General features: G+C 64.2%; 22 protein-coding genes. 11 read left to right on the top strand and 11 right to left on the bottom strand.

What is annotated here, in order from left to right; all coding sequences use genetic code 11:
- Nucleotides 1–113: 113 nt before the first annotated feature.
- From LC531_RS06305 to LC531_RS06280, 6 genes are all read left to right on the top strand, one after another.
- On the top strand, nucleotides 114–1313 hold the full coding sequence (locus tag LC531_RS06305; RefSeq protein ID WP_223649464.1) for a BamA/TamA family outer membrane protein: 1200 nt from the start codon (nucleotides 114–116) through the stop codon (nucleotides 1311–1313).
- 201 nt (nucleotides 1314–1514) lie between these two features.
- Complete coding sequence (locus LC531_RS06300; RefSeq protein ID WP_223649463.1) at nucleotides 1515–1967, top strand: MarR family winged helix-turn-helix transcriptional regulator; 453 nt, start codon at nucleotides 1515–1517, stop codon at nucleotides 1965–1967.
- A gap of 22 nt (nucleotides 1968–1989) precedes the next feature.
- Complete coding sequence (locus LC531_RS06295; RefSeq protein ID WP_223649462.1) at nucleotides 1990–2424, top strand: organic hydroperoxide resistance protein; 435 nt, start codon at nucleotides 1990–1992, stop codon at nucleotides 2422–2424.
- Between the two features lie 97 nt (nucleotides 2425–2521).
- Nucleotides 2522–3520 carry an NADP-dependent oxidoreductase gene (locus LC531_RS06290; protein WP_223649461.1) on the top strand — a complete coding sequence of 333 codons (999 nt, stop codon included), beginning with the start codon at nucleotides 2522–2524 and terminating at the stop codon, nucleotides 3518–3520.
- A gap of 36 nt (nucleotides 3521–3556) precedes the next feature.
- Nucleotides 3557–3868 (top strand): putative quinol monooxygenase, encoded by a 312-nt coding sequence (locus LC531_RS06285; protein ID WP_223649460.1) that lies wholly within the window; start codon nucleotides 3557–3559, stop codon nucleotides 3866–3868.
- Nucleotides 3869–3939: 71 nt separating this feature from the next.
- Nucleotides 3940–4620, top strand: coding sequence for a type 1 glutamine amidotransferase domain-containing protein (locus LC531_RS06280; protein ID WP_223649459.1), 681 nt, complete (start codon nucleotides 3940–3942; stop codon nucleotides 4618–4620).
- Between the two features lie 189 nt (nucleotides 4621–4809).
- On the opposite strand, the gene LC531_RS06275 is transcribed toward LC531_RS06280, so the two are convergent.
- From LC531_RS06275 to LC531_RS06250, 6 genes are all read right to left on the bottom strand, one after another.
- Nucleotides 4810–6273, bottom strand: coding sequence for a chloride channel protein (locus LC531_RS06275; RefSeq protein ID WP_223649458.1), 1464 nt, complete (start codon nucleotides 6271–6273; stop codon nucleotides 4810–4812).
- 727 nt (nucleotides 6274–7000) lie between these two features.
- A complete protein-coding gene (locus LC531_RS06270) occupies nucleotides 7001–7711 on the bottom strand; it encodes a VIT1/CCC1 transporter family protein (RefSeq protein WP_223649457.1) in 711 nt (236 codons plus the stop codon).
- An 18-nt stretch (nucleotides 7712–7729) separates the two neighbouring features.
- Complete coding sequence (locus LC531_RS06265) at nucleotides 7730–9004, bottom strand: DUF3570 domain-containing protein (protein ID WP_223649456.1); 1275 nt, start codon at nucleotides 9002–9004, stop codon at nucleotides 7730–7732.
- Nucleotides 9005–9141: 137 nt separating this feature from the next.
- Nucleotides 9142–9375 carry a DUF4266 domain-containing protein gene (locus tag LC531_RS06260; RefSeq protein ID WP_223649455.1) on the bottom strand — a complete coding sequence of 78 codons (234 nt, stop codon included), beginning with the start codon at nucleotides 9373–9375 and terminating at the stop codon, nucleotides 9142–9144.
- On the bottom strand, nucleotides 9372–10469 hold the full coding sequence (locus tag LC531_RS06255) for an FAD:protein FMN transferase (protein ID WP_223649454.1): 1098 nt from the start codon (nucleotides 10467–10469) through the stop codon (nucleotides 9372–9374). The genes LC531_RS06260 and LC531_RS06255 overlap by 4 nt, the downstream gene beginning before the upstream one ends.
- A gap of 5 nt (nucleotides 10470–10474) precedes the next feature.
- Nucleotides 10475–10933 (bottom strand): thioredoxin family protein, encoded by a 459-nt coding sequence (locus LC531_RS06250; protein ID WP_223649453.1) that lies wholly within the window; start codon nucleotides 10931–10933, stop codon nucleotides 10475–10477.
- 274 nt (nucleotides 10934–11207) lie between these two features.
- Between LC531_RS06250 and LC531_RS06245 the strand changes: the two genes are divergently transcribed.
- The 5 genes from LC531_RS06245 (at nucleotide 11208) to LC531_RS06225 (ending at nucleotide 16117) form a co-directional block, all read left to right on the top strand.
- Nucleotides 11208–11363, top strand: a complete 156-nt coding sequence (locus tag LC531_RS06245) for a hypothetical protein (protein ID WP_223649452.1) — start codon at nucleotides 11208–11210, stop codon at nucleotides 11361–11363.
- 141 nt (nucleotides 11364–11504) lie between these two features.
- Entirely contained in the window at nucleotides 11505–12242 is a 738-nt protein-coding gene (locus tag LC531_RS06240; protein WP_223649451.1) for an RNA polymerase sigma factor, read from the top strand.
- Nucleotides 12239–13381 carry a FecR family protein gene (locus LC531_RS06235; RefSeq protein ID WP_223649450.1) on the top strand — a complete coding sequence of 381 codons (1143 nt, stop codon included), beginning with the start codon at nucleotides 12239–12241 and terminating at the stop codon, nucleotides 13379–13381. Before LC531_RS06240 ends, LC531_RS06235 begins: the two co-directional genes overlap by 4 nt.
- Nucleotides 13378–14799 carry a hypothetical protein gene (locus LC531_RS06230; protein ID WP_223649449.1) on the top strand — a complete coding sequence of 474 codons (1422 nt, stop codon included), beginning with the start codon at nucleotides 13378–13380 and terminating at the stop codon, nucleotides 14797–14799. The genes LC531_RS06235 and LC531_RS06230 overlap by 4 nt, the downstream gene beginning before the upstream one ends.
- Nucleotides 14800–15085: 286 nt before the next feature.
- A complete protein-coding gene (locus LC531_RS06225; protein ID WP_223649448.1) occupies nucleotides 15086–16117 on the top strand; it encodes a YncE family protein in 1032 nt (343 codons plus the stop codon).
- Between the two features lie 97 nt (nucleotides 16118–16214).
- Here LC531_RS06225 and LC531_RS06220 read toward each other — a convergent pair whose 3' ends face one another.
- The 5 genes from LC531_RS06220 to LC531_RS06200 form a co-directional block, all read right to left on the bottom strand.
- Complete coding sequence (locus tag LC531_RS06220) at nucleotides 16215–16625, bottom strand: hypothetical protein (protein ID WP_223649447.1); 411 nt, start codon at nucleotides 16623–16625, stop codon at nucleotides 16215–16217.
- Nucleotides 16626–16837: 212 nt separating this feature from the next.
- Complete coding sequence (locus tag LC531_RS06215) at nucleotides 16838–17095, bottom strand: hypothetical protein (RefSeq protein WP_223649446.1); 258 nt, start codon at nucleotides 17093–17095, stop codon at nucleotides 16838–16840.
- A 150-nt stretch (nucleotides 17096–17245) separates the two neighbouring features.
- The gene (locus LC531_RS06210) at nucleotides 17246–17770 is read right to left on the bottom strand and encodes a VIT1/CCC1 transporter family protein (protein ID WP_269808155.1); all 525 of its coding nucleotides are present in this window, start codon (nucleotides 17768–17770) and stop codon (nucleotides 17246–17248) included.
- 104 nt (nucleotides 17771–17874) lie between these two features.
- On the bottom strand, nucleotides 17875–19110 hold the full coding sequence (locus LC531_RS06205; protein ID WP_223649445.1) for an efflux RND transporter periplasmic adaptor subunit: 1236 nt from the start codon (nucleotides 19108–19110) through the stop codon (nucleotides 17875–17877).
- Nucleotides 19111–19217: 107 nt separating this feature from the next.
- The gene (locus tag LC531_RS06200) at nucleotides 19218–23729 is read right to left on the bottom strand and encodes a CusA/CzcA family heavy metal efflux RND transporter (RefSeq protein WP_223649444.1); all 4512 of its coding nucleotides are present in this window, start codon (nucleotides 23727–23729) and stop codon (nucleotides 19218–19220) included.
- Between the last annotated feature and the right edge of the window lie 88 nt (nucleotides 23730–23817).

Below are 23817 nucleotides of genomic sequence, written 5' to 3'. Positions count from 1 at the left end.
CTCTTTTTTGGCGGCCTTTTTTTGGCCATGCTCCCACTAAAACATCCAATCGGTAGCTGCGTCTGCCGCTTGAAGGGATAGCATACGAATTGATGATTGCCGAACGATTACGCTTGATACTGTGGCTGGCGCTGCTAGCCCTGCCGGCTTTCACCGCCCAAGCCCAGGCCCCCGACTCGCTGCCCCACCCCACCAAAGACCTGGGTGACCTTGTGCGCCGGGTGCTGCCGCGCCGCCGCCCGCGCCCTACCCCCCCTGATTCGGTCCGCCCGCGCCAGCCCAAGACGCACTCTATTGTGCCGCTGCCGGCCGTGGCCTACACCCTGGAGGCCCGCCTGCTGGCCACGCTCACGGCCAGCTACACGTTTCAGCGGCCCGCGGCCAACCTCTCGGCCCTCTCGGCCACGCTTACTTATACCCAGAACCGGCAGCTTATCCTGGCCTTCAACGGCCCGCTCTGGACCAGCCACAACCACAGCCTGTGGCTGGCCGACTACCGCCTGCTGCGCTACCCACAGCGGACCTACGGCCTGGGCAGCAGCTCGAACGTGGGCGATGCTATTGCGATGAACTACAGTTTTTTGCGCGTCCACCAGAGCTACTACCACCGCGTGGGGCCGGCGGGTAACCTCTACGTGGGCGGCGGCTATTTCCTGGATACGCATTGGAATATCGCAACCGTGAACGGCGACGGGCAGCAGGTGTACGCGGTATCGGGCTACCGGCCGGGGGTAGCGGGGCGCTCCACCTCGTCGGGGCTGGTAGTATCGGTGCTGCGCGATACCCGCGATAATCAGCTGCGCCCCGCTGCCGGCGAGAGCTACCTGTTTCTGGCGCTGCGGGCCAATATGCGGGCCCTGGGCTCGGATGCCACCTACCGCTTCGCGCAGGTGGACACCCGGCGCTACCTGCGCGCCGGGCCGCGCGGCAACGTGCTGGCCCTCTGGCTCTACGGCGATTTCGCGCTGGGCCAGGCCGCGCCCTACCTCGACCTGCCCGCCACCGGCTGGGATACCTATAGCGTCACGGGCCGGGGCTACATTCAGGGGCGCTTCCGGGGCACGAGCCTCGTGTATGGCGAGGCCGAGTACCGTTTCAACCTCGCGCCTTCGCGGGTGCTGGGGGGGGTAGTGTTCGTGAACGAGGAAACCGCCCGCAACCCCTACACCGGCTACGGGCGCGTGGCGCCGGGCGTGGGCACCGGCCTGCGCCTGTGCCTGAGCAAGAAAACCAGCACCTACCTGGCCGTAGACTACGCCTTCGGCATTCAGGGCTCACAGGGCGTATTTTTCAATCTGGGCGACGTGTTTTAGACCGCGCGGGGTGGGGCGCTTACGACTCTACCCCCGCTCCAGGCACTTAGCAACTCATCACGTTCTTCATCTACGTGCAACAACCGCCTACCCTCCCGCTGGTAGCGGCCCTGCCTGGGTATTGAACAGCTAGCGCAGATAGAAATAAATTGTGCACAATTAAACCTTATACAATCGAATGCCGTTTACCACCCGAACGCCATGACAACCATCCCTACCCCCCCCGCGCCGAACGACCTGCTGAAGCTGGAAAACCAGCTCTGCTTTCCGTTCTACGCCGTGTCGCGGCAGCTCACGAAGGCGTACCAGCCCTACTTGCTGGCGCTGGGCCTCACCTACCCGCAGTACCTGGTACTGCTGCTACTTTGGGAGCATGAGCAATTGACGGTGAAGGACTTGGGTGAGCGGCTGCTACTCGATTCGGGTACGCTCACGCCGCTGCTCAAGCGCATGGAGCAGCAGCAGTGGCTCAGCCGCCGCCGCGACCCGCGCGACGAGCGCTCGGTCGTCATCAGCCTGCTGCCGGGGGGTAGGGCGCTCGAAGCGCGGGCCTGCGACATCCCGGCCCAATTGCTGGATAAGCTAGGTCTTTCGCTAACCGAGCTGGCTGCTTTGCGCACCCAGCTCACGCAGATTCTCACCCGTCTGGCTTAGCCAGGCATTTTTTTATAAGACTATGAAAATCACCAAAGTATTTACCGCTCAGGCGAAAGCCATTGGGGGCCGCGACGGCCACGTTACCTCCGATAACCAGGTGCTCGACCTTACCCTGAGCACGCCCAAGGAGATGGGCGGCCCCGGCAAAGCCGGCGCTACCAACCCCGAGCAGCTGTTTGCCGCCGGCTACGCGGCTTGCTTTGAGGGTGCCCTCGGCGTGGCCGCCCGCCAGGCCCAGGTGAAGCTCACTAACGTATCGGTGGAGGCCTTTATCGGCTTCGGCCAGGCCGAAGATGGCGGCTACGGCATCTCGGCCGACCTGCACGTGAACCTGCCCGGCTTTGAGCAGGCGCAGGCCGAAAAGCTGGTGGAAGCCGCCCACGGCATTTGCCCCTACTCGCGCGCCACGCGGGGCAACATTGAGGTAAACCTGACTACCACGACCCACGCCTAAAGCCCGGTAACCGGCTTTATTGAAATAAACGCTCGGGCGGAGCCTGGGCGTTTTTATTTTCCTACCCCCATCCGGGGCGACTATAACTGCATTACTTATGACTACCAACACCATCTTACTAGCCAGCCGCCCCCAGGGCATGCCCACGGCCGCGCAGTTCCGCTTTGAAACCCGCGAGGTGCCTGCGCCCGCCGCCGGGCAGGTGCTTCTCAAAACGCTGTACGTGTCGGTAGACCCCTACATGCGGGGCCGCATGAGCGCGGCTAAGTCGTACGTGGCGCCCTTCGAGGTGGGCCAGCCGATGGCGGGCGGGGTAGTGGCCGAAGTCATCGCCAGCCACAGCGAGGCGCTGCCGGTGGGCAGCGTGGTGGTGGGCAGCCTGCCCTGGCAGGAGTTCAGCGTGGCCGACGCCACGGCCCTGACCCGCGTGCCGACCGATAAGGCCCCGGCCAGCTACTTCCTGGGCCTGCTGGGCATGACCGGTCTCACGGCTTACTTCGGGCTGCTCGACATTTGCCAGCCCCAGGCCGGCGAAACGGTGATAGTATCGGGGGCGGCCGGCGCGGTGGGTAGCATTGTGGGGCAGCTGGCCAAAATAAAGGGCTGCCGCGTGGTGGGCACCGCCGGCTCCGAGGAGAAGGTGGCGTATTTGAAAGAGTTGGGCTTCGACGAGGCCATCAACTACAAGACTACGCCCAACATTGCTAAGGCGCTGGCCGCCGCTGCTCCCAATGGCGTAGACTGCTACTTCGACAACGTGGGCGGGGTCATCACCGACGCCGTGTACGACCTATTGAACAAGCACGCGCGCATTGCGCTCTGCGGCCAGATTTCGACTTATAACGCGACGGAAACGCCGATGGGCCCGCGCCCGGAGAGTAAGCTCCTCAAAACCAGCACCAAGCTGCAAGGCTTCATCGTGAGCGACTACCTCAGCCGCTGGCCCGAGGGCGTAAAGCAATTGACCGCATGGTACGCGGCCGGCCAATTGAAGAGCGAGGAAACCATTACTGAAGGCTTCGCCCAAATTCCGGCCGCTTTCCTGGGCCTATTTGCGGGCGAAAACACGGGTAAGGCGGTGGTGAGAGTGGCCTAAGCCAGTAGCGCTAATATCCCTAAAATTAAGTTTACCATGTCCCCTACCCCCTCCGCTATCATTGCCGTGGCCGCCGAGTGGCGCGCGCAGGCCGGCCAGGAAGAAACCGTGCGCCAGCTCATGCTGCAAGCCACCGCGGCCGTGCGCCAGCACGAGCCCGGCAACCTGCTCTACCTCGGCCACCAGGACCCGGCCGACCCTACGCACTTTCTCTTCTACGAGCAGTACGCCGACCAGCAAGCGCTCGAAGCACACCGTGACTCAACTCATTACCAAGATATTGTGGTGAAGCAGCTAGTGCCACTGCTCACGGACCGCACCGTCACGTTTTACCAGCTGCTGGGCTAGCTGCCGGGCGCTGCTACCGGGCCCGCATTCGCGGCAACCCGTCTTTTTTAACCCATTTATTTCGCAAGATTATGAAAATTGCCCTCATTTTGACTTCGCACGACCAACTCGGCAACACGGGTCACAAAACCGGCTTTTGGCTGGAAGAATTTGCTGCTCCTTATTACGTTTTTAAGGATGCCGGTGCGACCCTTACCCTGGCTTCGCCGCTGGGCGGCCAGCCCCCGCTCGACCCCGCTAGCGACACACCCGATACCCAGACCGACGCCACCAAGCGCTTCAAGCAAGACCCCGCAGCCCAGCAGGCCCTGGCCCACACCGTGAAGCTCGACACCATTAAGGCCGCCGATTTCGACGCCATTTTTTACCCCGGCGGCCACGGCCCGCTCTGGGATTTGGCCGAGGATAAGCACTCCATCGCCCTCCTTGAAAAGGCCTACGCCGCTGGCAAGCCGGTGGCCGTGGTGTGCCACGCGCCCGGCGTGCTGCGCCACGTGAAGGCCGCCAACGGCGAGCCGCTGGTGAAAGGCAAGGCCGTAACGGGCTTCACCAACACCGAGGAAGAGGCCGTGCACCTCACCAAGGTAGTGCCCTTTTTGGTAGAGGACATGCTGAAGGAAAACGGCGGCACTTACTCCAAAAAGGCCGACTGGCAGCCCTACGTGGTGACGGCCGGCAACCTCATCACGGGCCAAAACCCCGCCTCGTCGGAGCTTGCCGCCGAGGAAGTGCTCCAGCAGCTGAAGAAGTAAGCGGATAGCCCGCTGGTGAAAAAGCCGCCCCGGCTGCCTCTTAGCAAGGGCGGCCGGGGCGGCTTTTTGCGGGCCGTAGCGCGAACTTTCCAGTTCGTGCGCGAGCGCCAGCGAGCAGCGTCGTTCGCGCCGGGCAGTCCCGTCTGCTCGCTGGCGCTCGCGCACGAACTGGAAAGTTCGCGCTACTCCCTAGTCGGCTGGCTGCGGCTTCATAGGCTTCACGTTTTCTTGCTCGTGGTCGCGCTCGTCATCATCTTCGGGGGGTAGGGCGGCGGCGTGGGGGCTTAGCTCCTGGGCCAGCGACTCGCGGATGAAGCCGTGCTTGAGGTGCTCGTAGAGCGAGTGCGGGTCTACGAGCGCCGCAATCCCCTGGGCCAGCAGCGCGCCCAGCAGCAGTTGAAAGATGGCCGAATGGCGGTCCGTCATTTCCAGCACCAGGATGGCCGCCGTGAAGGGCGAGCGCACCACGCCGGTCAGGAATCCCACCATGCTCACCAGTATCAGCAGGTTGCGGTCCATCACCGGCACGCCGGCCAGGCGGGCCAGGCCATCGCCGAGCAGCGCGCCCGCGCTCAGCGAGGTAGCAAACACCCCCCCGGCCCCGCCGCCGCTGTAGCTGAGCACCATGCCCAGGAAGCGCACCGGAAATAAGTAAAAAGGCGTGGTACCGCTGTTCTGAAACAGCAGGCGGTTGATAATCGGCTTGCCGGTGCCTACCCCATCAATTCCGACGAAATACGCCAGCACGGCTAGCACGAGGCCGCAGCCCATTACCCAGCCCACCTGCGCCCGCAGGGTGGTAAAGCGCTTGCGGTATTGCCCAATGGCCAGCAGCGCCTTGGCGAAGAACGCCCCGGCCAGGCCGCAAGCCATTGCGCAGCCCATTGCCAGCACCTGGTACCAGCCGCCCGGCGAGGTCACCTTCGGGTAGCCCAGGTAGAGGTAGGGGCCCAGAAACTGCTGGGCCGTGAGCCCGGCGATGATAACGGCCGCGAACACGGCCATGCGAAAGCGCGACAAGTGAATCTGGGTCAGCTCTTCCACCACGAACACGATGCCGCCGAGCGGGGTGTTGAAGGCCGCCGCCAGGCCGGCCGCCCCGCCCGTGACGAGGGCAATCTGGCGCGAGAGCTGGGGCCAGCCCTTGGGCTGCAAGCGATTGATAGCCCGGAAGATGGCCGCCGACACCTGGATGGTAGGCCCCTCGCGGCCAATGATGCCGCCGCCCAGCAGCAGCACCACGCTGCTTAGTATTTTCACGGCGGCCACGCGCAGGCTCAGCAGGTATTCGGTGTGGCGGTACTGGCTGGGGTTGGAGAGGTCGATGCCGGCCATCACCTGCGGAATGCCGCTGCCCCTGGCGGCCGGGGCCAGGTAGTAGACCAGCGCCCACGAGCTAAGAAAGGCCACCGGCGTGAGCCCAAATGCCATAAGCGGCACCTTACCGAGCCAGGTAAAGCTCACCTGCTCGGCCCAGACGAACACCCGCTCGTAGCCCACGGCCATCAGGCCGGTCAGCAGCGAGGCAATCCAGAAGGGAAAGCTTTGCAGGATGAGCCGCCGCACCCGCGCCGTGTAGAGCGGCCGAATCAGGTAGTGGTCGAGCCAGGCCAGGGCCTGCTCGTAGCGGGTAGTAAGCTTAGAATCGGCCATACGAAAGCACGCTACGGGGGCAGTTCTGAAAACCGGCCTCGTCGGGCAGTGGCTGGCTCCACCAGCCCGCTTGCCCGCACCAGCCCGCGTCGCGGCCGGCTTTGCCCCTGAAACCCAGGGTAGGGCGCGCTGCCGGTAGCGGGCAGTACCCGAGCGCGGCAGCAAGCCCACGGCGAAGGTAGCCCGCCAGCCCAGGGTTTCAGATGAAGCTTGGCCAAAGAAAAGCGCTGACCGGGCGGTTTGTAGCTGGCAACCAGTTCGTTTGCCGCAGGTTTAAATGTTCGAGGGTTATCTGCCTCCAAGGAAAATAAAACCTATAACTGGCAAAAATCTAAATATACCAATGCCTACTCCTTTGCTGAATCGCAGAAAAGCAGATTCATGCTGCCATTTAGCATCAAAAATTTCATAAACACTTTTATATTTTATAATGTTATATATTAAAATACATAAAAAAAATTGACATCCCTACCATACTAAACATTTTTGTATAAGGCCTTAAATATAATATATTTATGAAAAATCTTAAACCTCCCATTAATAAAAATCCAATGTATAGTGTTTCTAATAAAGAAACTGCGCTCACTGCAGTGGTCGCACGGTTACCATCCCACTTATGGTAAAACCTGGCAATTCTATAATAAATATAATCAAAAATCATATATTTTTTGAGCTTTGAATAATTTTTGAATTATACCTTTGTCCTTCCCTAGTTGCGTCTATTCTGCTACCCGTGGCCCTGCACCAACCGTGCCACGTAGAAGGCCGCCGCCGCCGCCGTAGCCCCGATGGCCGCCATCTTGAGGGCTCCCGTTACTGGGGCCTGGCCCGTCATCCGGCTCTTAAAATAGCCAAATACTAGCAGGCACACCAGCGTGATGAGGCCCGACCACAGCAGCCCCGCGTGGGGGGTGGCGGTCAGGAAATAAGCGCTAAGCGGAATGAGGCCGCCCACGGCGTAGGCCCCGGCAATGGTGAAGGCGCTCTTGAAGGCCTGCCGCGGGTCGGGCTCTTCGAGGCCCAACTCGTACTTCATCATAAACTTGACCCACTGCGTGGGGTCCTGCACCAGCTCATTAGTGGCCAGGGCGGCGGTGGGTTCGGAGAGGCCCATCGCTACGAACAGCTCCTGCACCTCGCGGCGCTCTACGGCGGGCACGGTGCGCACTTCCTCGTGCTCGCGGGCTAGCTCGGCCCCGTAGTGCTCCACCTCGGTGCGGCCGGCCAGGTAGCCGCCCAAGCCCATTGCGATGGAGCCGGCCACGATTTCGGCCAGCCCCGCCGTGATAACCAGGCCCGATGACTGCACGGCCCCGCTTAGCCCGGCGGCCAGGGCAAAAGGGACCGTCAAGCCATCGGAAAGCCCAATTACAATATCTTGCAGCATGGCCGAGCTGGTCAGGTGCTTTTCGGTTGGGGCGGCAGCAAGTGGATTCATAGGCGCAAAGAAAGAAGCTTACGGCATCACGAACGCCATATCGAAGCTAATGACATTGGCGGTGAGGCCGGTAGTTTGGCGGTAGTAGCCGTAGCGCACGTCCAGGGACTTAAACTTGGCCACCCGGCCACCAAACGGGGTCTTGAAGCGGCTCAGGCCGTAGAGCGGGGCGTAGCGAAAGCCCAGGCCCACCTTTTGGGCCGAAAAAGCCGCCAGGTCGTAGTCCGACGTGTAGTACTGGTCGGCCACGGAGTGGGCCAGGTAGGGCGCGAAGTAGTCGGCGGCCGTCTGGGTATGGTAGCGGTAGAAGGGGTAGAGCGTGAAAAAGGGTGTGACCTTCACCGGCGCTTCCAGCTCGAAGGTGTGGGCCTGCACGCCAAAATTGTCGTTGTAAAAGCGGTAGTAGCCGCGCAGCTGCACCAGGTCGGTGGCGTAGTAGGTGAGGCGCAGGCCCACGGGATACTTCACGCGCTGGCGCGGCAGCACCTCCGTTTTAGCGGTGCCCAGCTGGCCGGGCGCGAGGCCATCGGGGGCGTAGTCGAAGAAGTACACCCGCTGAAACGGCGTGCTCAGCAGCCCGTGCTGCACCACTGGCTCGGCGCTGATGGCCACTTGCAGCCGCTTGGTAAGCACCTGCGAATACACCACTGACACGTTGTAGCTCTGGCGGTTATCGAAGCCCGAGCCTCGGCGCTGGTTGGGGCCGGTACGCAGCTCGGCGGGCCGAATGAGCGTTACCCGGTCCAGAAACACCTGGCCGGCCACGCTCAGCTCGCGGTTGCCGTCGCGCGAGGTGCGCGTCCAGGAGCCCGCCAGGTTGAACGACAGGTAATCATACTCCACCGACACGCCCGCCCCTACCCCTACCTGGGTGAGCTTATCGGCCAGCTGCCGGGTAAGGCCGAAGTCGGCGTGCTCGCGCTGGGCATTGGCCGAAGGCGACGACAGCACCTGGTCGATGCGGTCGGTAGAGGCCGAGGCGTAGAAATCCACCCCCAGATTAGCCGTAAGGCGCGTCACCGAATCGAGGGGCACGTTGAGCAGAATGGCCGGCGACACGTCGGTTAGCTGCTGGGTGCCAATGCCGCCCTCCACGGCTGAGTGGTTGCCGTTCTGCTGGTAGTAGCTGCCCAGGATGTCCACCTCCGTTTCGCCGCTGCGGCTGGGCGCGGGCGGGGTCAGGTTGGTACTGGTTACCCCGTAGTGGTCAATGCGGTTGGGCGTGGGCGTGCCCTGGGCCAAGGCGGCGAGCGGAGCCGCCAGGGCCAGCCCAATTAAGAAGAGGTTTTTCACTGATACCAAGCGAGAAGGATTAGGAAGGAATGTCATACTGACGAAGGAAGCAGCTCTACCGCGTAACTACCTGCAAGCGTTGGGTTTACTCACGCAGTAGAGCTGCTTCCTTCGTCAGTATGACGTTCACTGATAATTCAATTGCAGCCGCAGCCACCGCCTACTTTGCCGCCGTTGGCCCCGCCGGCCCCTTCGCGGTAGCTCTCGAAGTTGACTTCCGGGCTTTCTACCTTCTTGGAAGCCAGCTTCATATCCTCATCGTTGAGGTATTGTTTCTGGTAGGCTTTAACCGACACGCAGGCGGGCAGCGCCAGGCTGCCGGCCAGCAGCAGGCCCAGCAGTACCGGGCGAAAACGGGGGGTAGGGCTCATGGCTTCGGCTGGGGGTTGGCGGTAGTAAGGGGGGTAGGAGTCGGCGCAGCGTCGGCGCTGTGGTAGGCGTTGAGCTTCATGCCGCGCGAAACCAGGGTCTGGCCCGCGTCGGTTATTACGGTGGCGTCCACGCCTTTGAGGCGGTTTATCAAAGCCAGGCCCGCCACGGGGCCGAGCACGAACACGGCATCATCGAGGGCATCGGCCAGCTCCACGTCGGGGCAAATGATGGTGACTGAGCGCAGGCCCGTGGCCGGGTAGCCGGTGTGCGGGTTAATGATGTGGCCGTAGTAGCGGCCGCCCACCGTGAAGTACTGCTCGTAGTTGCCGGCCGTGACCACGGCCAAGTCGCTGACCGTGAGCCACGACGACACGGAGTGCGGCCGGGCCGGGTCGCCGATGGCGATGCGCCAGCCGGAACCGTCGGGCTGCTTGCCCCAGCAGTACACGTCGCCCGAGCCATTAATGAGTCCGCCCGCGATGCCCATTTTTTTCATGATTTCTTCCGCCCGGCGCACGCCGTAGCCTTGCAGAATACCGGCCAGGTTGATGCGCATCCCCTTTTCGGGCAGAAAAACGGCGTGCGTGGCTGGGTCCAGCCGCACCTTTTGCCAGCCGATGCGCCGCACCGACGCGCGCACCGTGGCCGAGTCGGGCAGGCGGGCGTGCTCGGTTCTGTCAAACTGATAAATCTTGTCGCCGCTGGCGAAAGTGATGTCGAACGCGCCGCCGCTGAGCCGCGATATTTTGAGCGTGCGCTCGATGAGGTCGTACACCTCCTGGTCTACCACGACCGGCCGGATGCCCGCCAGGCGATTGATTTTGACCACCTGCGACGTGGAATCCCAGTATGAGAAGAGGTGGTCGATGCGCTGGGTTTCGCGCAGGCCCGCGCGCAGGGCGCGCCAGGCCAGCGAATCGTTGGCCGACACGGCCGTGAAGGTGAAGTGCGAGCCCATCAGGTGGGCCTCGCGGGTGTAGGCACGGGCACGGGGCGGAGCCAGCGGCTGGGCCGCCAGCCCGCTCACCAGCAGCAGGGCCGCCGCTAGCAGCCCTACCCCCCTTCTACGCAGCAACGTCCACGGACCAGGCATGAGTACTATTTCTTAGCGAGCAAACGCTCCAGGTACGTATCGTAGGCGGCGGCCCCGCCGGGGCGGTAGCCGGTGCGGGCCAGAATCTGGCCTTCGGGCGAGAGCAGCACCACGGCCGGAAACGAGCCTTCCTGGTTGAGTTTGGCTGCTGCCTCTTCGTTGAGCTTAGTTTGGGCGTCGGGCAGGCGGTTCTTCTTGGTGCGCGGGAAGTCGAAGCGAGCCAGCACGAACTTATCCTGGGCGAAGCCGGCAAACTCGGGCTGGTCGAATACTTCCTGCTTGAGCATCATGCAGGGCTTGCACCAGTCGGAGCCCGAAAACACGGCCAGCACCGGCCGCTGGCTGGCCTTGGCCTGCGCCAGCGCGGCGGGCAGTGACGAGTACCAGGTAGGAGCCGTGGTTTGGGCCAGGGCGGGCGCGGCGAGCAGACTCGCAGCCAAGCTACTTAACAGAAAAATACGCACGGCGAAAAAAAACGAAGGGAAGGATTTACTCGAACAGCTACCCGCGTGATGGGGTAGCGGGATGGAAGCTATTGACCAGCTTTGCTGACCCAACGGCGGGCGGGACTGTTTGTTGGTTGGCCAGGCAAGCTTTAAGCAAGTCTTAAGACAACCTTCTATTAAGCTTCTTGAAACCTGCCAACCAAGCCGCGGCCGCCTGGTGCGGTTACCGGCCCTTATAGCAGAAAAAATATTAAGTTATTGACAATCAACTATTTTATTATCATTTGGCTAAATGGCTGCCCGCCGGGCGGGGGTAGCCCGCTCAGATAAGATACCCCAAGGGGCAGCTACCCCCACGCGCCCCGGCGCTTATTTTATCCGGCGCGCCCAGTCTCGGTGGCCGGCGCGGCCCAAGCGCGTGGAGGCAGCTATTCCGAAGCCATTCTGAGAGCTACTTTAGCCACTGGTTGCGCCGCGAGTAGGTCGTGGCAACCGGTAACCTGGCGGCCTTTGGTCGCGGTAAGGAGCCGCAATAGCTTCGTTGCGGGACCGTTTCACGGGGCGGTAGCCTCTTTGTGAGCACTGATGTATGGCAAAGCCCGATGATAAAACCCTCGACGAGCACCTGACGCGGCTGCGCCAGGCCGACCCGGCGGTTTTTCTGGAGCAGTTATTCAAGGCGTTTTATGCGCCGCTGGGCAGTCTCGTATATCGGGTAGTGCCCGACCGGGCGGCGGTGGAAGATATTTTGCAGGACGTGTTTCTGCGGGTGTGGCAGGGGCTGGCCACGCTGCCGGCCATTGGCTCGCACCGCGCCTATCTCACGCGCATGGCCCTGAATGCCGCCCTGCGCTACCAGCAGCGCGCCCGGCGGCAGGTGGCCTGGGACGAGGCCCCGCCCGCCGCCGCCCCGGTGGCCCCCGATGCGCTGGCCGACCTGCACGCCGCCGAAACCAGCGCGGCCGTAGCCGCCGCCCTGGCCCGGCTACCACCGCAGTGCCGCATCGTGTTTGAGCTAAGCCGCTACGAGGAGCTGAGCTACCAGCAAATCGCAGAGGCGCTGGAAATTGCGCCCAAAACCGTCGAGAATCAACTGGGTAAGGCCCTGCGGATTTTGCGCCGGGAGCTGGCCGGCGTTCTCAAAAACCTGTACGGGCTGCTGGTGTACGTGCTGGTCAGCCACCCGTCGGCAGCGGGAGTATGCGCGCTCCCGCCCCCGGTGCCAGCCCGGTGGCCAGCTTATTTTGCGGGGCCGCGTGGGGGTAGCGCGCCCGGCGCGTATCTACCCCTGGAGGCCGCCGCCCGCCCCGCTCCTACCCTGCCATGACGCCCCGCTACGCCGCCGACCCGCCCGATGCGCCCTGGGCGCTGCTGGCCCGCCACCTGGCGGCCGAAGCCACCGCCGCCGAGCGGGCCGAACTACGCGCCTGGGTGCGGGCCGACCCGGCGCACCTGCAAATCCTGACCACCGTGACCCGCGCCTGGGAGCGGGCCGGGGAGGCCACGGCCGGCCCCGTGCTGTTTTCGCCAGCCGACGTGGAAGCCGCCTGGCAGCGCTTCCGGCCGCTACTACAGGTTCCGACTGCCGCCCCGGCCAAAGCGCCCGTGCCGGTGGTGCGCCCGCTTTGGCCGGGGCGGCGGGCCTGGCCAGCGGCGCGCTGGCAGCTGGCGGCCGGGCTGGCGCTACTGCTGGGCACGGCCTACGCGCTAACAGCGCATTTTTTAGTTAAACCTCTTACGCTCACCACTACCTATGCCAGCGGGCTGAGCCGCCACCTGGTGCACCTGCCCGATGGCAGCCTGGTGTGGCTCAACGCGCACTCGCGGCTGCGCTATACCGGCGGCGCGGCCGCCGGCACCCGCGCCGCAGCTCTCACGGGTGAAGCTTACTTCGAGGTTACTCCCAACCAGGCCCAACCCTTTGTGGTGAGCACGGCCGCGGCGCGGGTGCGGGTCACGGGCACGGCCTTCAACGTGCGGGCCTTCGCCGCCGAAGACTCAGTAGAAGTGAGCGTGACTAGGGGCCGGGTGTGGCTGCTGCACCCCGCCGCTGCCGACAGCGTGCTGCTGGTGGCTGGCACCCGCGCCACGCTGCGAGCCGCCGACGCGCCCGGCCGGGTAGCCACCGCCCTGCGCCGCTCGCCCCTGGCCAACACCAACTTCCGGGCCTGGCAGACGGATACCCTACGCTTTGCCGATACCCCAGTGGCGCAGGTGACGCGGGCGCTGCAGGCCACGTTTGGCACCACCGTGGCACTGGGTAGCCCCGCCCTGGGGCAATGCCGCTTCACGGGCACTTTCGTGCGCCCGCAGCCGGCGCAGGTGCTGGCGGTGCTGGCGGCCGCCACCGCCAGCCGCCTTACCCCCGACGGCCACGGTGGCTACCAGCTGCAAGGGCCGGGCTGCGCGCCGGCCGCGCTTTCACCCTCCGCGGCGGAGCCGGCGCGCGGCTCCTCTCGGCCGTGAGGGGGCCGGTTGCCCGATGTGGGCTGGCACTGCTGCTAGTCCTGGTGCTGCCCCTGAGCTTGGCCTGGGGGCAGGCCCCCGGGCCGGCGGCGCTCCGGCGGCGCGTGCGGCTGGCCCCCGGCCACCATTCTTTAGGAGCTGTATTGGCTGATTTATCGCGTCAGAGTGGGCTAACTTTCAGCTACAGCAGCTCGCTGGTGCCGCTGGGCCAGCCGTATTCTCTGTTGCCCGGCCCCCCGCGGCCAGCCGGCGAGGTACTGCGCGAGGTGCTAGCGGCCGGGCACCTCACCTACGGAATAGTAGGTGGCCAGCTCGTATTATGGCCCGCGCCGGCCGCCGCCCCGCCGGGCATAGCAGCGGTCGGGAGCCGGGTAGCTGGCCCGGCGGCCTCAGCCTTGCGCCCAACCGCCGGGCCAGTTGACCCACCCGCCGGCCAGCGGCCGGTTGACGCATCCTCGCCGGCTCAATTACGGTGGGCAGTCCGGCCCGCGCCATCGGCCGGGCCGCCCGCCGTAGTCGGGCAAAGCCGCTCAACCGTATTTACCTCGGCCTACCCCCCGTCCGCCGCCGGGCGATGGGCAGGCTCACCCAATAGAGTGACCACCTCCCTGCTTGATTTACCCAGCGCCCGACGGCGGGCGGCAGCTAGCCGGGCAACGGGCCGCGCCCTACCCCTCGCCAGCAGGTCGGAGGCGATGGCCAGGGCGGGGCGGGCCGTTACCGCTGCCGCACGCCTAGCTTACCAGGCCGAAAGCCGCTCGGCGGCGGGGCGCGAATCCTTGGCAATCCTGGCTTTACGGCCGGTTTTTCCCGCGCCAATAAGTACGCCAGCGGGCGGCATTTTGCCCAGCTCTGACTTGCTGAAGGTTCGCCCCGCGAGCAGGCCGCGGGCCGACTCCGCCGCGCCGAAGCTAGGGCAGACCCCGCGCCGGCCGCTCTACCTGCACGGCGAAGCTTGGGCTGCTGAAACCCTACCCCTCACCGTGGCTGGCAAGCTAGGCTGGCCGCGCCTGTACCTGGTGCTGGGCATCGCGGCCGGGCCCTTCGACTCGCGCGGCGGCTGGGCCTGGGGCGGCGGCCTGGGCACGGTGGGCCAGCCCAAAGGCCGCTTCACGCTCAGCCTCGATGTGCTGCACTGGGTGATAGCCGGGGGCGACCGCGACGACGGCCCGCGGGGCCACCTCACGCAGCTGCGGCCCGCGCTGGCCTGGCAGCTCAAGCGCGAGGGCCGCTGGCAGCTCGTAGGCGGCCCTACCCTCAACCTGGCCACCGCCCCCGACCCTGACTCCAGCCCCGGCCGGGCCGGCTTTAGTTCGCGCCACGCCCTGGGGCAAGGCCAGTGGAACTGGCTCGATACGGACGGGAACCGGGCCAACACTCGCCTCTGGCCGGGGGTGCAGGTAGGGCTGCGGTTTTAGCCGTTGGCCTGGCCAGTTTTTTAGCTGTTTTTAATAGGACTTGGACAAACGTCTTTTCTTTCGCGTAAGTCATAATCTATCCAACGCACGTATTCTGACTTGAACCGGCTGCAGATAAAAGCGGCGGGCTGCGTGAGTTGTGAGCGCGGGGCGACAAGCTTAGCCCAGGGCCTGGCCGGCGCGGGCTCTTTTGCTGTTTGCCTTCATCCGACGTTAATCTCCGCTACAGCTTCGCCCCAGAATTGGGGCGCACCTTGCGGCATTCGCTTTCAACTAACTCGCTGCCATGAGAAAACTACCCTTTGCCGCCGCCCTACTGCTGAGCGGCGCGGCCTCGGCCCAAACCGCCCCGGCCGCCGCGCCCTACCACCTGCTGCACACCATCACCATTGGCGGCGAGGGTGGCTGGGACTACCTCAGCGTGGACCCGTCCGGCGAGCGCCTCTACCTCTCGCACGGCACCCAGGTGGACGTGGTAGACTTGCAGACTCGCCAGGTCATCGGTACCATCCCCAACACGCCGGGCGTGCACGGCATTGAGGCGGCACCCGGCACGGGGCGCGGCTACATCACCTGCGGCCGCGACAACACCTGCGTGGCGTTTGATTTGAAAACCCTGAAGCCCATCGGCGAGCCCATCCCGACCGGCCCCAAGCCCGATGCGCTGCTCTACGATGCCTTCTCGAAGCGCGTATTTCTGTTCAGCAACAAGGGCGGCAAGAGCACCGTGCTCAACGCCACCACGGGGGCCGTGGAAGGTGCCGCCGAGCTGGGCGGCGACATCGAAGCCCCGGCCACCGACGGCAAGGGCCACATTTTTGCCAACGTGGAGGATAAGAGCGAGGTCGTCGAGTTTGATGCCAAAAGCCTGGCCGTCACGCATCGCTACCCCCTGGCCCCCGGCGAGGAGCCCACCGGCCTGGCCTTCGACCCGCGGGCCGGCCGCCTTTTCAGCGCCTGCCACAACGAGAAGCTGGTGGTGACCGACAGCAAAACCGGGAAGCAGGTGGCCGTACTTCCCATTGGCCAGGGCGTGGACGGGGCCGCGTTTGACCCCAGCACCGGCAACGTGATTACCTCCAACGGCGCGGCGGGCACCCTCACCGTCATCCACCAAGACTCGCCTACCAAGTACACCGTAGTGGCCACCATCCCCACCCAGCGCGGGGCGCGCACCCTGGCTATCAGCCCCACCACGCACCACCTCTTCACCTGCACCGCCGACTACGGCCCTACCCCCGCCGCCACCACGGAGAACCCGCGCCCGCGCCCCAGCATCATGCCCGGCACGTTTCGGGTGCTGGAGTTTGGGCAGTAAACTGGTCACCTGATTTTTTAACCCCCGGATTTTACACAAAAGCCCCCGCCGGCGTTCCGGTGGGGGCTTTTTGGGTATCGCGGAAGGGGCTAATTAGCTATTTAGCGGTAGTTGTGGTAGTCGCAGTGGGGTTCACGCTGATGCAGCCCAGCTCCACGAGCGGGCCGGCCGAGCAGCTGTCGCGCACGCCGCACTTCTTGCCAATGGCGTGGCCCCCGCGCTCGCCGGCGTAGCCTACCAGCACTTTTTCGCCGGCCGTAGCGTGAAAATTGGCCCAGGTGGTGCCGGTGGGTACCACGTAGGAGCTATCGGCCAGGTGCAGCACCAGGCCGCAGCCGGTGGTCTTGCTCAGGTCCACAACGGTAGCGGCGGTGGCGCAGGTGCCGCCCTGGGGAGTGCAGCTCTTCTTGTCTTCTTTGTCGAAGCAGCCGGTGAGCAAGGTACTGGCCGCCAGGCTCAGCAGGGGTAGGGCTGCCAGGGCAACGCCACGGGAAGAAAAACGCTTCATAAAAAGGAAGTAAGTGGGAAGATGACGAAATAAAAATTTATTAGCTAAGCAGTTACGCCTAAGCAGACAAGCCTATCATCTGCTGCGAAAGCGTTGTTAAACAGGTGCGCAGAAGCAGCCGTAGTCTTTCTACTGCTCGCCTCTACCCCGGCCGCCTTTCCTTTTTGGAGCGGGGCCGGAGGCTCTTTAGTCTTTAGAACGACCACGGGTATTTATGCGCGGCTACCTGACCGCGTGAATTCGGAACTACTACCCCCCGACTTACCAGCGCTTCCTTTCCCGCCGGGCAGGCTCCAGCCGGCTAAATCGCGGGTGAGTTCCCGCGTGGTCGCGGGTAGCGGGCTGGCCGGCAGCCCTGGGCCGGCGGCCCGGTAATACTGCCCATCAGCGTAGGCCGCCAGCCGCTGGAGCCCCGGCGATAAGCTGACCAAAGCTGCGAATGGGTAGTCGGCGCAACGGGCAAGGTACATGGCGGGGAAAATTGGAGTGGATATAACCGACGAGCCTCCGGCAGCCGGCCTACTAGCAAGACTCCCAATTCCACGCTTACCCCCACGCCGGGCAGAAAATTATTTTCAGCAACCCCCCAAACACGCTGCTTAACAACTAGTAATCAAGCGCTACCCCGCCGCCCCGATTTTACCCAGCCACAAGCCAATGGCGAACACGATGCCGCCCCCCACAATCACTTGAAAAACAGTAGGTAGCAGCGAGCCGCGCATGAAACGGTAGCGGATGTAGGCGATGAGCACCAGCTCGATGCCCACCACTACGTAGGCCACGTGCAGGGCCAGCGTAAGGTCGGCGAGTAAAAAGGGCAGGGTGTGGAGCATCCCGCCCAGGGTGGTGGCCCCACCGGTGATGAGGCCCCGCGTCCAGGGGTTGCCGCGCCCGGTCACGCTGCCATCGTCGGAGAGCGCCTCGGCTAGGCCCATGCTGATGCCGGCCCCCAAGGAGGCCGCCAGCCCCACGAAAAACGCCGCGTGCGGCGAGTGCGTCAGCTCGGCCGCCGCGAAGAGCGGGGCCAGGGTCGAAACCGAGCCATCCATGAGGCCCAGCAGGGCGGGCTGCACTTTTTGCAGCACGAAGGTGGCTTCCGCTTCAGCTTCGGCCGGGGTGGCCGGAGTAAGGGGGGTAGGGTTCATTACTTATGAAGTGTAAATTTCTTTATTCCTGAAAAATAATTATGAGTTAGCGCAAATAAGGCACTTAAAAGCCTCGCCATTAACAAATAGCCAGCAGCCAAAACCTAGTCTTCGCCCGCGCCTTTGGTCAGTTCGGCGTTCAGGAAGTAGGCACCCTGGCGCACGAGGCCGGTGGTATCGGGCAGCGGGTCGAGCACGGTGATGGGCACGTCGCCGTGTTGGGGCTGGCCAGCGCGCACCTTGAGACGCCGAAACACGACGCGGCCCGAGTCGCTACCCACCCGCTGGAAGATGTAGCTCAGCTCGCCGGCCTGGATGAGGGCGGCCTCGGGCAGGGTGCGCACGCGCTGGCCAGCGGTCTGGATGCGGGCGGCGATGAACTGACCAGGCAGCAAATCGGTACGCTCGGGCTCCAGGTGGGCGTGCACGCGCACGGTACGGGCGTTGTCGTCGAAGGCCTGGCCCACCAGAAACACGCGGGCGGTCAGCACCTCGTCGGGCCGGCCCGCGCCTTTTATTTGAAACAGAATTTTCTGGCCGGGATGCACTTGGGCCACGTCCTTCTCAAAGACCTTCAACTCCAGGTGCAGGTCGTCGTGATTAAGAACCTCAACTAGTACGTCTTGTGGCCCCACATACTGACCAGGATTAATATTAACAGCCTTCACGTAGCCCGCGATGGGCGTGGTGAGCGGCACGCTGCTCACAATCTGGCCGGTAGCGTCAAGGTGGGCCACCGAGATGCCCAGCAGCCGCAGCTGCGCGGCGGTAGCGCGCAGCGCGGCCTGCTCGGTGGCGTAGTCGGCGCGAGCCATTTGGAGCTTGCGCTTGGCGCCCACGTCCTCCACGTCGAGGATGCGCTGGCGCTCCAAATCTTCAGCCAGAAAGCCCACTTTGGCCTTGCTCTGCAGGTAGTTTTGCTGCAAGGTCAGGTACTCGGGCGAGCGCAGGGTCGCCACGGTTTCGCCGGTCCGCACGTGCTCGCCGGGCAGCACGGTCACCGTTTGCACGTAGCCGCCCATGATGGCGGTGAGCGACACCCGATTGCCGGGCGGCACCTCCACCGAGCCGTTAGCCTGCACTTCGGTACTCATGTTCTGCCGCTCGAAAGTGCCAAGCTGAATGCCGGCCGCTTTCTCCTGCGCAGGATTGATGGCGACCTGGTTGGGGTTAGTGGGGGGGGTAGGCTTTTTATTGCCGCCCTTGCCGTTGTCGGTTTTCGCGCAGTCCTTGCCGTCGTCGGCCATGTTTTGGGGGTTGGATTCGCCCCCTTTGGAGCCGCAGGCAGTGAGTAGCGCCAGGGCCGTAGCCAGGACGAATAGTTTTGGGATAAAAGACATAAGTAGGGTGCGGGGCTTGCCCCCGCCCGTCGTTGAACGGTTTCAAATGCGAAGAAATAAGGCGCGGCCGGGGCTCGCCCAGCGCCGGGCGGGGGCAAGCCCCGCCCCTACGGAATATCCGCCCCCGTGAGTGCCTGTACGCTCACTACCAGGTCATTATAGCGCTGAGCCTGGTCGAGGTAGTTGGCCTGGATTTGCCAGGCCGGGTCGGTGTTCACCACGTAGGTCACGTAGTCGATGTCGCCGGCGCGGAAGCTTTTTTCGGCCGTGGTCAGGATAAGCTGGGCCTGGGGCAGGGCCGTGCGTTGATAATAAGCCAGTGAGGCCGCCGCCCGGCGCAGCTGCTGGCGCAGGGTACGCAGCTGGGTAGCGAGCTGGCTGGTCGCGTATTGCAGCTGGCCCTGCGCCACCTGCTCGCCGAGGCGAGCGGCGGCCACCCGCGCCCGGCCGGCCCCGCCCAGCAGCGGCACTGCCACGCCTAACTGCCCCACGTTCAAAGACTTAAACTCGGGGTGAATGCTCTGCTGGAAGTAGCCGGCGCGCAGGTCGGGCAGGCGGCGCAGGCGCTCGACTTTCGTTTGCAGCTCGCTCACGGCCACTTGCTGGCGCAGCAGACCCAGGGTCGGGTTGCTTTCGGGCGAGAGGGCGGCCGTGTCGGCGGGCGCGAGGGGAGCCAGTAGTACCTCGGTGGTATCGATGGCGGCCGGCGCGGGGCTGCCCAGCAGTTGGCCCAACTGCATGCGCTGCACGTCGAGGTCGGTGAGCACGGTCAGCAGGCGGTTTTCCAGCTCGCGGGCGCGGGCTTCGGCGGCCACTTGTTCCAGGCGGTTGGTTTCGCCCACTTTATAGCGGATGAGGGCGGCGTGGGCAGCGCGGCGGTACAGGCTGTCTTGGCGGCGCAGCAACCCCAGGCGGCGGTAGGTCACCAGCAGGCCGTAGTAGCTGCCGCGGATGGCCTGCGTCAGGCTGCGCCGGCTGATGCGGGCCTGCTGCTCGGCGGTGGCGCTCTGGCCTTGCAATAGCCGCTGCTGCGCTCCGTAGTAGCCCGGAAAGGCCATTTGCTGAATAACGTTGAAGGTATGGTCGGTGTAATTGCTCGAAATCTGACCCAGCTGAAAGTCAATGATGGTGCGCGGGGCCTCGCGGCCAATACCTACCAGCGCCCGCTGTTGCGCCACTTGCAGGCCGGCCGTTTGCAGCGACTGGTTGCCGGTGCCCGCCGCTTGCAGCGATTGGCTTAGATTCATCGCCTGCCCGGCCGTGGAGGCCAGCGTGCTTTGCGCCCGCGCCGGGGTCCCTACCCCCCCCGCGCCTAGCAGCGCCAGCAGCAGGGCCAGGGCCACCCCGCCCCTACCCCCCGCCGGCCGACCAGCCAGCGCCAAACCGGGCTGAATGGCTGGGTCGGCGGCGGGGCTGTCATCGTGCCCGTTCACGGGCCGGTGGGCGGGACCGCTGCCGCTGATTTCGGCGGCGTGCTTGGCTTTTTCGGCGGCTTCGGCCTGCTTTTCGGGGTCGGACTCGTCGTCTTTGGTGAAGATGGAATAGAGCACCGGCAGCACCAGCAGCGTGAGCAGGGTGGCCGAAATCAGCCCGCCAATGACCACCGTGGCCAGCGGCTTCTGGACTTCCGCGCCGGCCGAGGTGCTCAGGGCCATTGGCAAAAAGCCCAGCGAAGCCACGCTGGCCGTGAGAATAACGGGCCGGAACCGCTCCTCGGTGGCGCGCAGCACGCGCTCACGCACCTTGCGCACGCCGGTGGCGGCCAGCTCGTTGAGGCTGGCCAGCAACACGATACCGTTCAACACCGCCACCCCGAAGAGCGCAATAAACCCTACCCCCGCCGAAATGCTGAACGGCATGCCGCGCGCCCACAGCGCCACGATGCCGCCGATGGTAGCCAGCGGCACGCCCGTAAAAATGAGCAGCGCCTGCTTCACCGACCGGAACGAGAGGTAGAGCAGCATGAAAATGAGCACCAGCGACACCGGTACGGCCACTTTCAGGCGTTTCAGGGCATGGTTCAGGTTCTCAAACTGCCCGCCGTAAGTGAGGGTGTAGCCGGGCGGCAGCTTCAGGCCCTGGCTCAGCTTGCCCTGAATTTCCTGTACCAGGCTCTGCACGTCGCGCCCCCGCACGTTGATGCCGATGTTGATGCGGCGGCGGGCATCATCCCGGGAAATTTGAATGGGCGCGTTGCGGTAGGCCACTGTGGCTACCTCATCGAGCGGGATTTTCTGGCCGCCGGGCGTGTCCACGTACAGGTCCTGGAGGTTGGTGAGGCCCGCGCGGTGCACGCTGTCGAGGCGCAGCACCAGGTCGTAGCGGCGCTCATTCTCGTACACCTGCCCGGCCACGCCCCCAGCGAAAGAGGCGCGCAGTATCATGTTCAAGTCGCTCACTTTCAGGCCGTACTGCGCCAGTTTCTGGCGGTTGTAGGTCACGCGCATCTGCGGCAGGGCCGCGATTTGCTCCACCTTCAAATCCCCTACCCCCTGCAAGGGCCGGATGAGGTCGGCGGCCTCGTTGGCTTTCTGGAAAAGGGTTTCGAGGTCGTCGCCAAAAATCTTGATGCTCACGTCCGACTTCACACCTGAAATCAGCTCGTTGAAGCGCATCTGGATGGGCTGCTGAAACTCCATGGTCACGCCGGGCACACCGGCCAGCGCGGCCTGCATCTTATCGGCCAGCTCCTCGCGGTTGTGGGCCGACGTCCACTGGCTGCGGTCCTTGAGAATGACCATTTCGTCGCTGTCTTCCAGCGACATCGGGTCGGTCGGAATCTCCGACGTGCCGCTCTTACCCACAATCTGCTCGATTTCCGGGAATTTGCTGCGCAAAATCTGCTGCACGCGCAGGTTGGTGGCAATGGTCTGGCTGAGCGATGAGCCGGGGGCCAGAGTTACGTTCAGGGCAATATCGCCCTCATCGAGCTGCGGAATGAACTCGCCGCCCATCCGCGAGAAGATAAAGCCGGCCAGCACCAGCAGCGCCACCGCGCCGCCCACTACCAACGCCCGCGCCCCCAGCGCCCAGCGAATAACGGGGTCGTAGCCGCGGTGCAGAAACTTCATAATGCGGTAGGCGATAGTGCCTTCCTCCTTGATATCGCGCTTCAGCGCCCACGCCGTGGCGGCCGGCACGTAGGTGAGACACAGCAGCATAGCCCCGATAATGGCGAAGCTCACCGTGAGCGCCATTGGCCGGAACATCTTGCCCTCGATGCCAGTGAGCGACAAAATGGGCAGATAGACGATGAGGATAATAAGCTGCCCGAACAAGGCCGACGACATGAGGCGCGTGGCGGCGCTCTCGGTCATGGCGTCCATCGTTTCGTGGGCGGCCTGCCGGCGCTGGTGCACGAGGTGAAAAATGACGGCCTCCACGATAATCACGGCCCCGTCCACAATCAGCCCGAAGTCCAACGCCCCCAGGCTCATCAGGTTAGCCGACACGCCGAAGATATTCATCAGCCCCAGCGCGAAGAGCATGCAGAACGGAATCATGAGGGCCACCACCACGGCGGCGCGCCAGTTGCCGAGCAGCAGCAGCAGCACCGCCAGCACAATCACGCCGCCCTCAATGAGGTTGTGCTCCACGGTGGCAATGGCCTTGTCAATGAGCTTGGTGCGGTCCAGAAACGGCGTAATGACCAAGCCTTTGGGGAGGGTTTTCTGGATTTCGACCACCCGCGCCTTCACGTTTTTGATGGTTTGCTCCGAGCTGGCACCTTTCAGCATCAGCACCACCGCGCCCACGGTTTCGCCCTCGCCATTGCGGGTCATGGCCCCGTAGCGCACGGCGTGGCCCATGCGCGGGGTGGCTACGTCGCGCACCAGCAGCGGCACGCCGTTGGCAGCCTGCTTGATGACGGTCGCGCCCAGGTCATCCAAGGAGTTAACCCTACCCTCGCCCCGGATGAAGAAGGCGTTGGGGCCGCGCTCGATGTACGCGCCGCCGGTGTTGGCATTGTTGTCCTGCAAGGCCTGGTACAGCTCGGCCATCGTCACGTTGTTGGCGGCGAGGCGGGCGGGGTCCACGGCCACCTCGTACTGGCGCAGGTAGCCGCCGAAGCTGCTCACGTCCACGATGCCCTGCACGCCGGCCAGCTGGCGCTTCACTATCCAGTCCTGCACATCGCGCAGCTTGGCCAGGGAAAACTGCTTTTCGTAGCCGGGCAGCACCCGAATGGTGTATTGGTAAATCTCGCCCAGGCCGGTGGTGATGGGAGCCATGCCGGGCACGCCGGTACCGGCGGCCAGGTCGGCCCCGGCAGCCTTGAGCTTCTCCGACACCAGCTGGCGGGTCTGGTAGGTGGTCATGTCGTCGGGAAAAACGATGGTAATCACCGATAGCCCGAAGCGCGAGATGGAGCGGATTTCCGTGACGCCGGGCACCGTGCGCAGCTGCAATTCCAGCGGAATCGTAATGAGCTGCTCCACTTCCTGGGCGGCCAGGTTATCGCTTTGAGTAATAACCTGGACCTGGTTATTGGTCACGTCCGGAATGGCATCGAGCGGGATATTGACCGCCGAGTAGCCGCCCCAGCCCATGAGCGCCACCAGCATGAGCGCCACCAGCAGCTTGTTGCGGACGCTGGCCGCAATGATTTTTGACAACATAAAAACGAAGGGATGCGGGGCTGAGGCCGGCACTACGTGGTGCGCCTACCCCCTCGCGCCAACGCAGGGCGCGCCGGGGGCTAGCAAC

Origin of the sequence: Hymenobacter psoromatis (assembly GCF_020012125.1) — a bacterium.
Classification (GTDB): domain Bacteria; phylum Bacteroidota; class Bacteroidia; order Cytophagales; family Hymenobacteraceae; genus Hymenobacter; species Hymenobacter psoromatis.
This window is presented reverse-complemented; position numbering and strand designations above follow the sequence as displayed.

What these genes read in the sequence shown, in the direction of transcription:
- LC531_RS06300 (WP_223649463.1), top strand. Translation starts at nt 1,515, where the DNA reads ATGACAACCATCCCTACCCCCCCCGCGCCGAACGACCTGCTGAAGCTG.
- LC531_RS06295 (WP_223649462.1), top strand. Translation starts at nt 1,990, where the DNA reads ATGAAAATCACCAAAGTATTTACCGCTCAGGCGAAAGCCATTGGGGGC.
- LC531_RS06290 (WP_223649461.1), top strand. Translation starts at nt 2,522, where the DNA reads ATGACTACCAACACCATCTTACTAGCCAGCCGCCCCCAGGGCATGCCC.
- LC531_RS06285 (WP_223649460.1), top strand. Translation starts at nt 3,557, where the DNA reads ATGTCCCCTACCCCCTCCGCTATCATTGCCGTGGCCGCCGAGTGGCGC.
- LC531_RS06280 (WP_223649459.1), top strand. Translation starts at nt 3,940, where the DNA reads ATGAAAATTGCCCTCATTTTGACTTCGCACGACCAACTCGGCAACACG.
- LC531_RS06275 (WP_223649458.1), bottom strand. Translation starts at nt 6,273, where the DNA reads ATGGCCGATTCTAAGCTTACTACCCGCTACGAGCAGGCCCTGGCCTGG.
- LC531_RS06270 (WP_223649457.1), bottom strand. Translation starts at nt 7,711, where the DNA reads ATGAATCCACTTGCTGCCGCCCCAACCGAAAAGCACCTGACCAGCTCG.
- LC531_RS06260 (WP_223649455.1), bottom strand. Translation starts at nt 9,375, where the DNA reads ATGAGCCCTACCCCCCGTTTTCGCCCGGTACTGCTGGGCCTGCTGCTG.
- LC531_RS06255 (WP_223649454.1), bottom strand. Translation starts at nt 10,469, where the DNA reads ATGCCTGGTCCGTGGACGTTGCTGCGTAGAAGGGGGGTAGGGCTGCTA.
- LC531_RS06245 (WP_223649452.1), top strand. Translation starts at nt 11,208, where the DNA reads ATGGCTGCCCGCCGGGCGGGGGTAGCCCGCTCAGATAAGATACCCCAA.
- LC531_RS06240 (WP_223649451.1), top strand. Translation starts at nt 11,505, where the DNA reads ATGGCAAAGCCCGATGATAAAACCCTCGACGAGCACCTGACGCGGCTG.
- LC531_RS06235 (WP_223649450.1), top strand. Translation starts at nt 12,239, where the DNA reads ATGACGCCCCGCTACGCCGCCGACCCGCCCGATGCGCCCTGGGCGCTG.
- LC531_RS06225 (WP_223649448.1), top strand. Translation starts at nt 15,086, where the DNA reads ATGAGAAAACTACCCTTTGCCGCCGCCCTACTGCTGAGCGGCGCGGCC.
- LC531_RS06220 (WP_223649447.1), bottom strand. Translation starts at nt 16,625, where the DNA reads ATGAAGCGTTTTTCTTCCCGTGGCGTTGCCCTGGCAGCCCTACCCCTG.
- LC531_RS06215 (WP_223649446.1), bottom strand. Translation starts at nt 17,095, where the DNA reads ATGTACCTTGCCCGTTGCGCCGACTACCCATTCGCAGCTTTGGTCAGC.
- LC531_RS06210 (WP_269808155.1), bottom strand. Translation starts at nt 17,770, where the DNA reads ATGAACCCTACCCCCCTTACTCCGGCCACCCCGGCCGAAGCTGAAGCG.
- LC531_RS06205 (WP_223649445.1), bottom strand. Translation starts at nt 19,110, where the DNA reads ATGTCTTTTATCCCAAAACTATTCGTCCTGGCTACGGCCCTGGCGCTA.
- LC531_RS06200 (WP_223649444.1), bottom strand. Translation starts at nt 23,729, where the DNA reads ATGTTGTCAAAAATCATTGCGGCCAGCGTCCGCAACAAGCTGCTGGTG.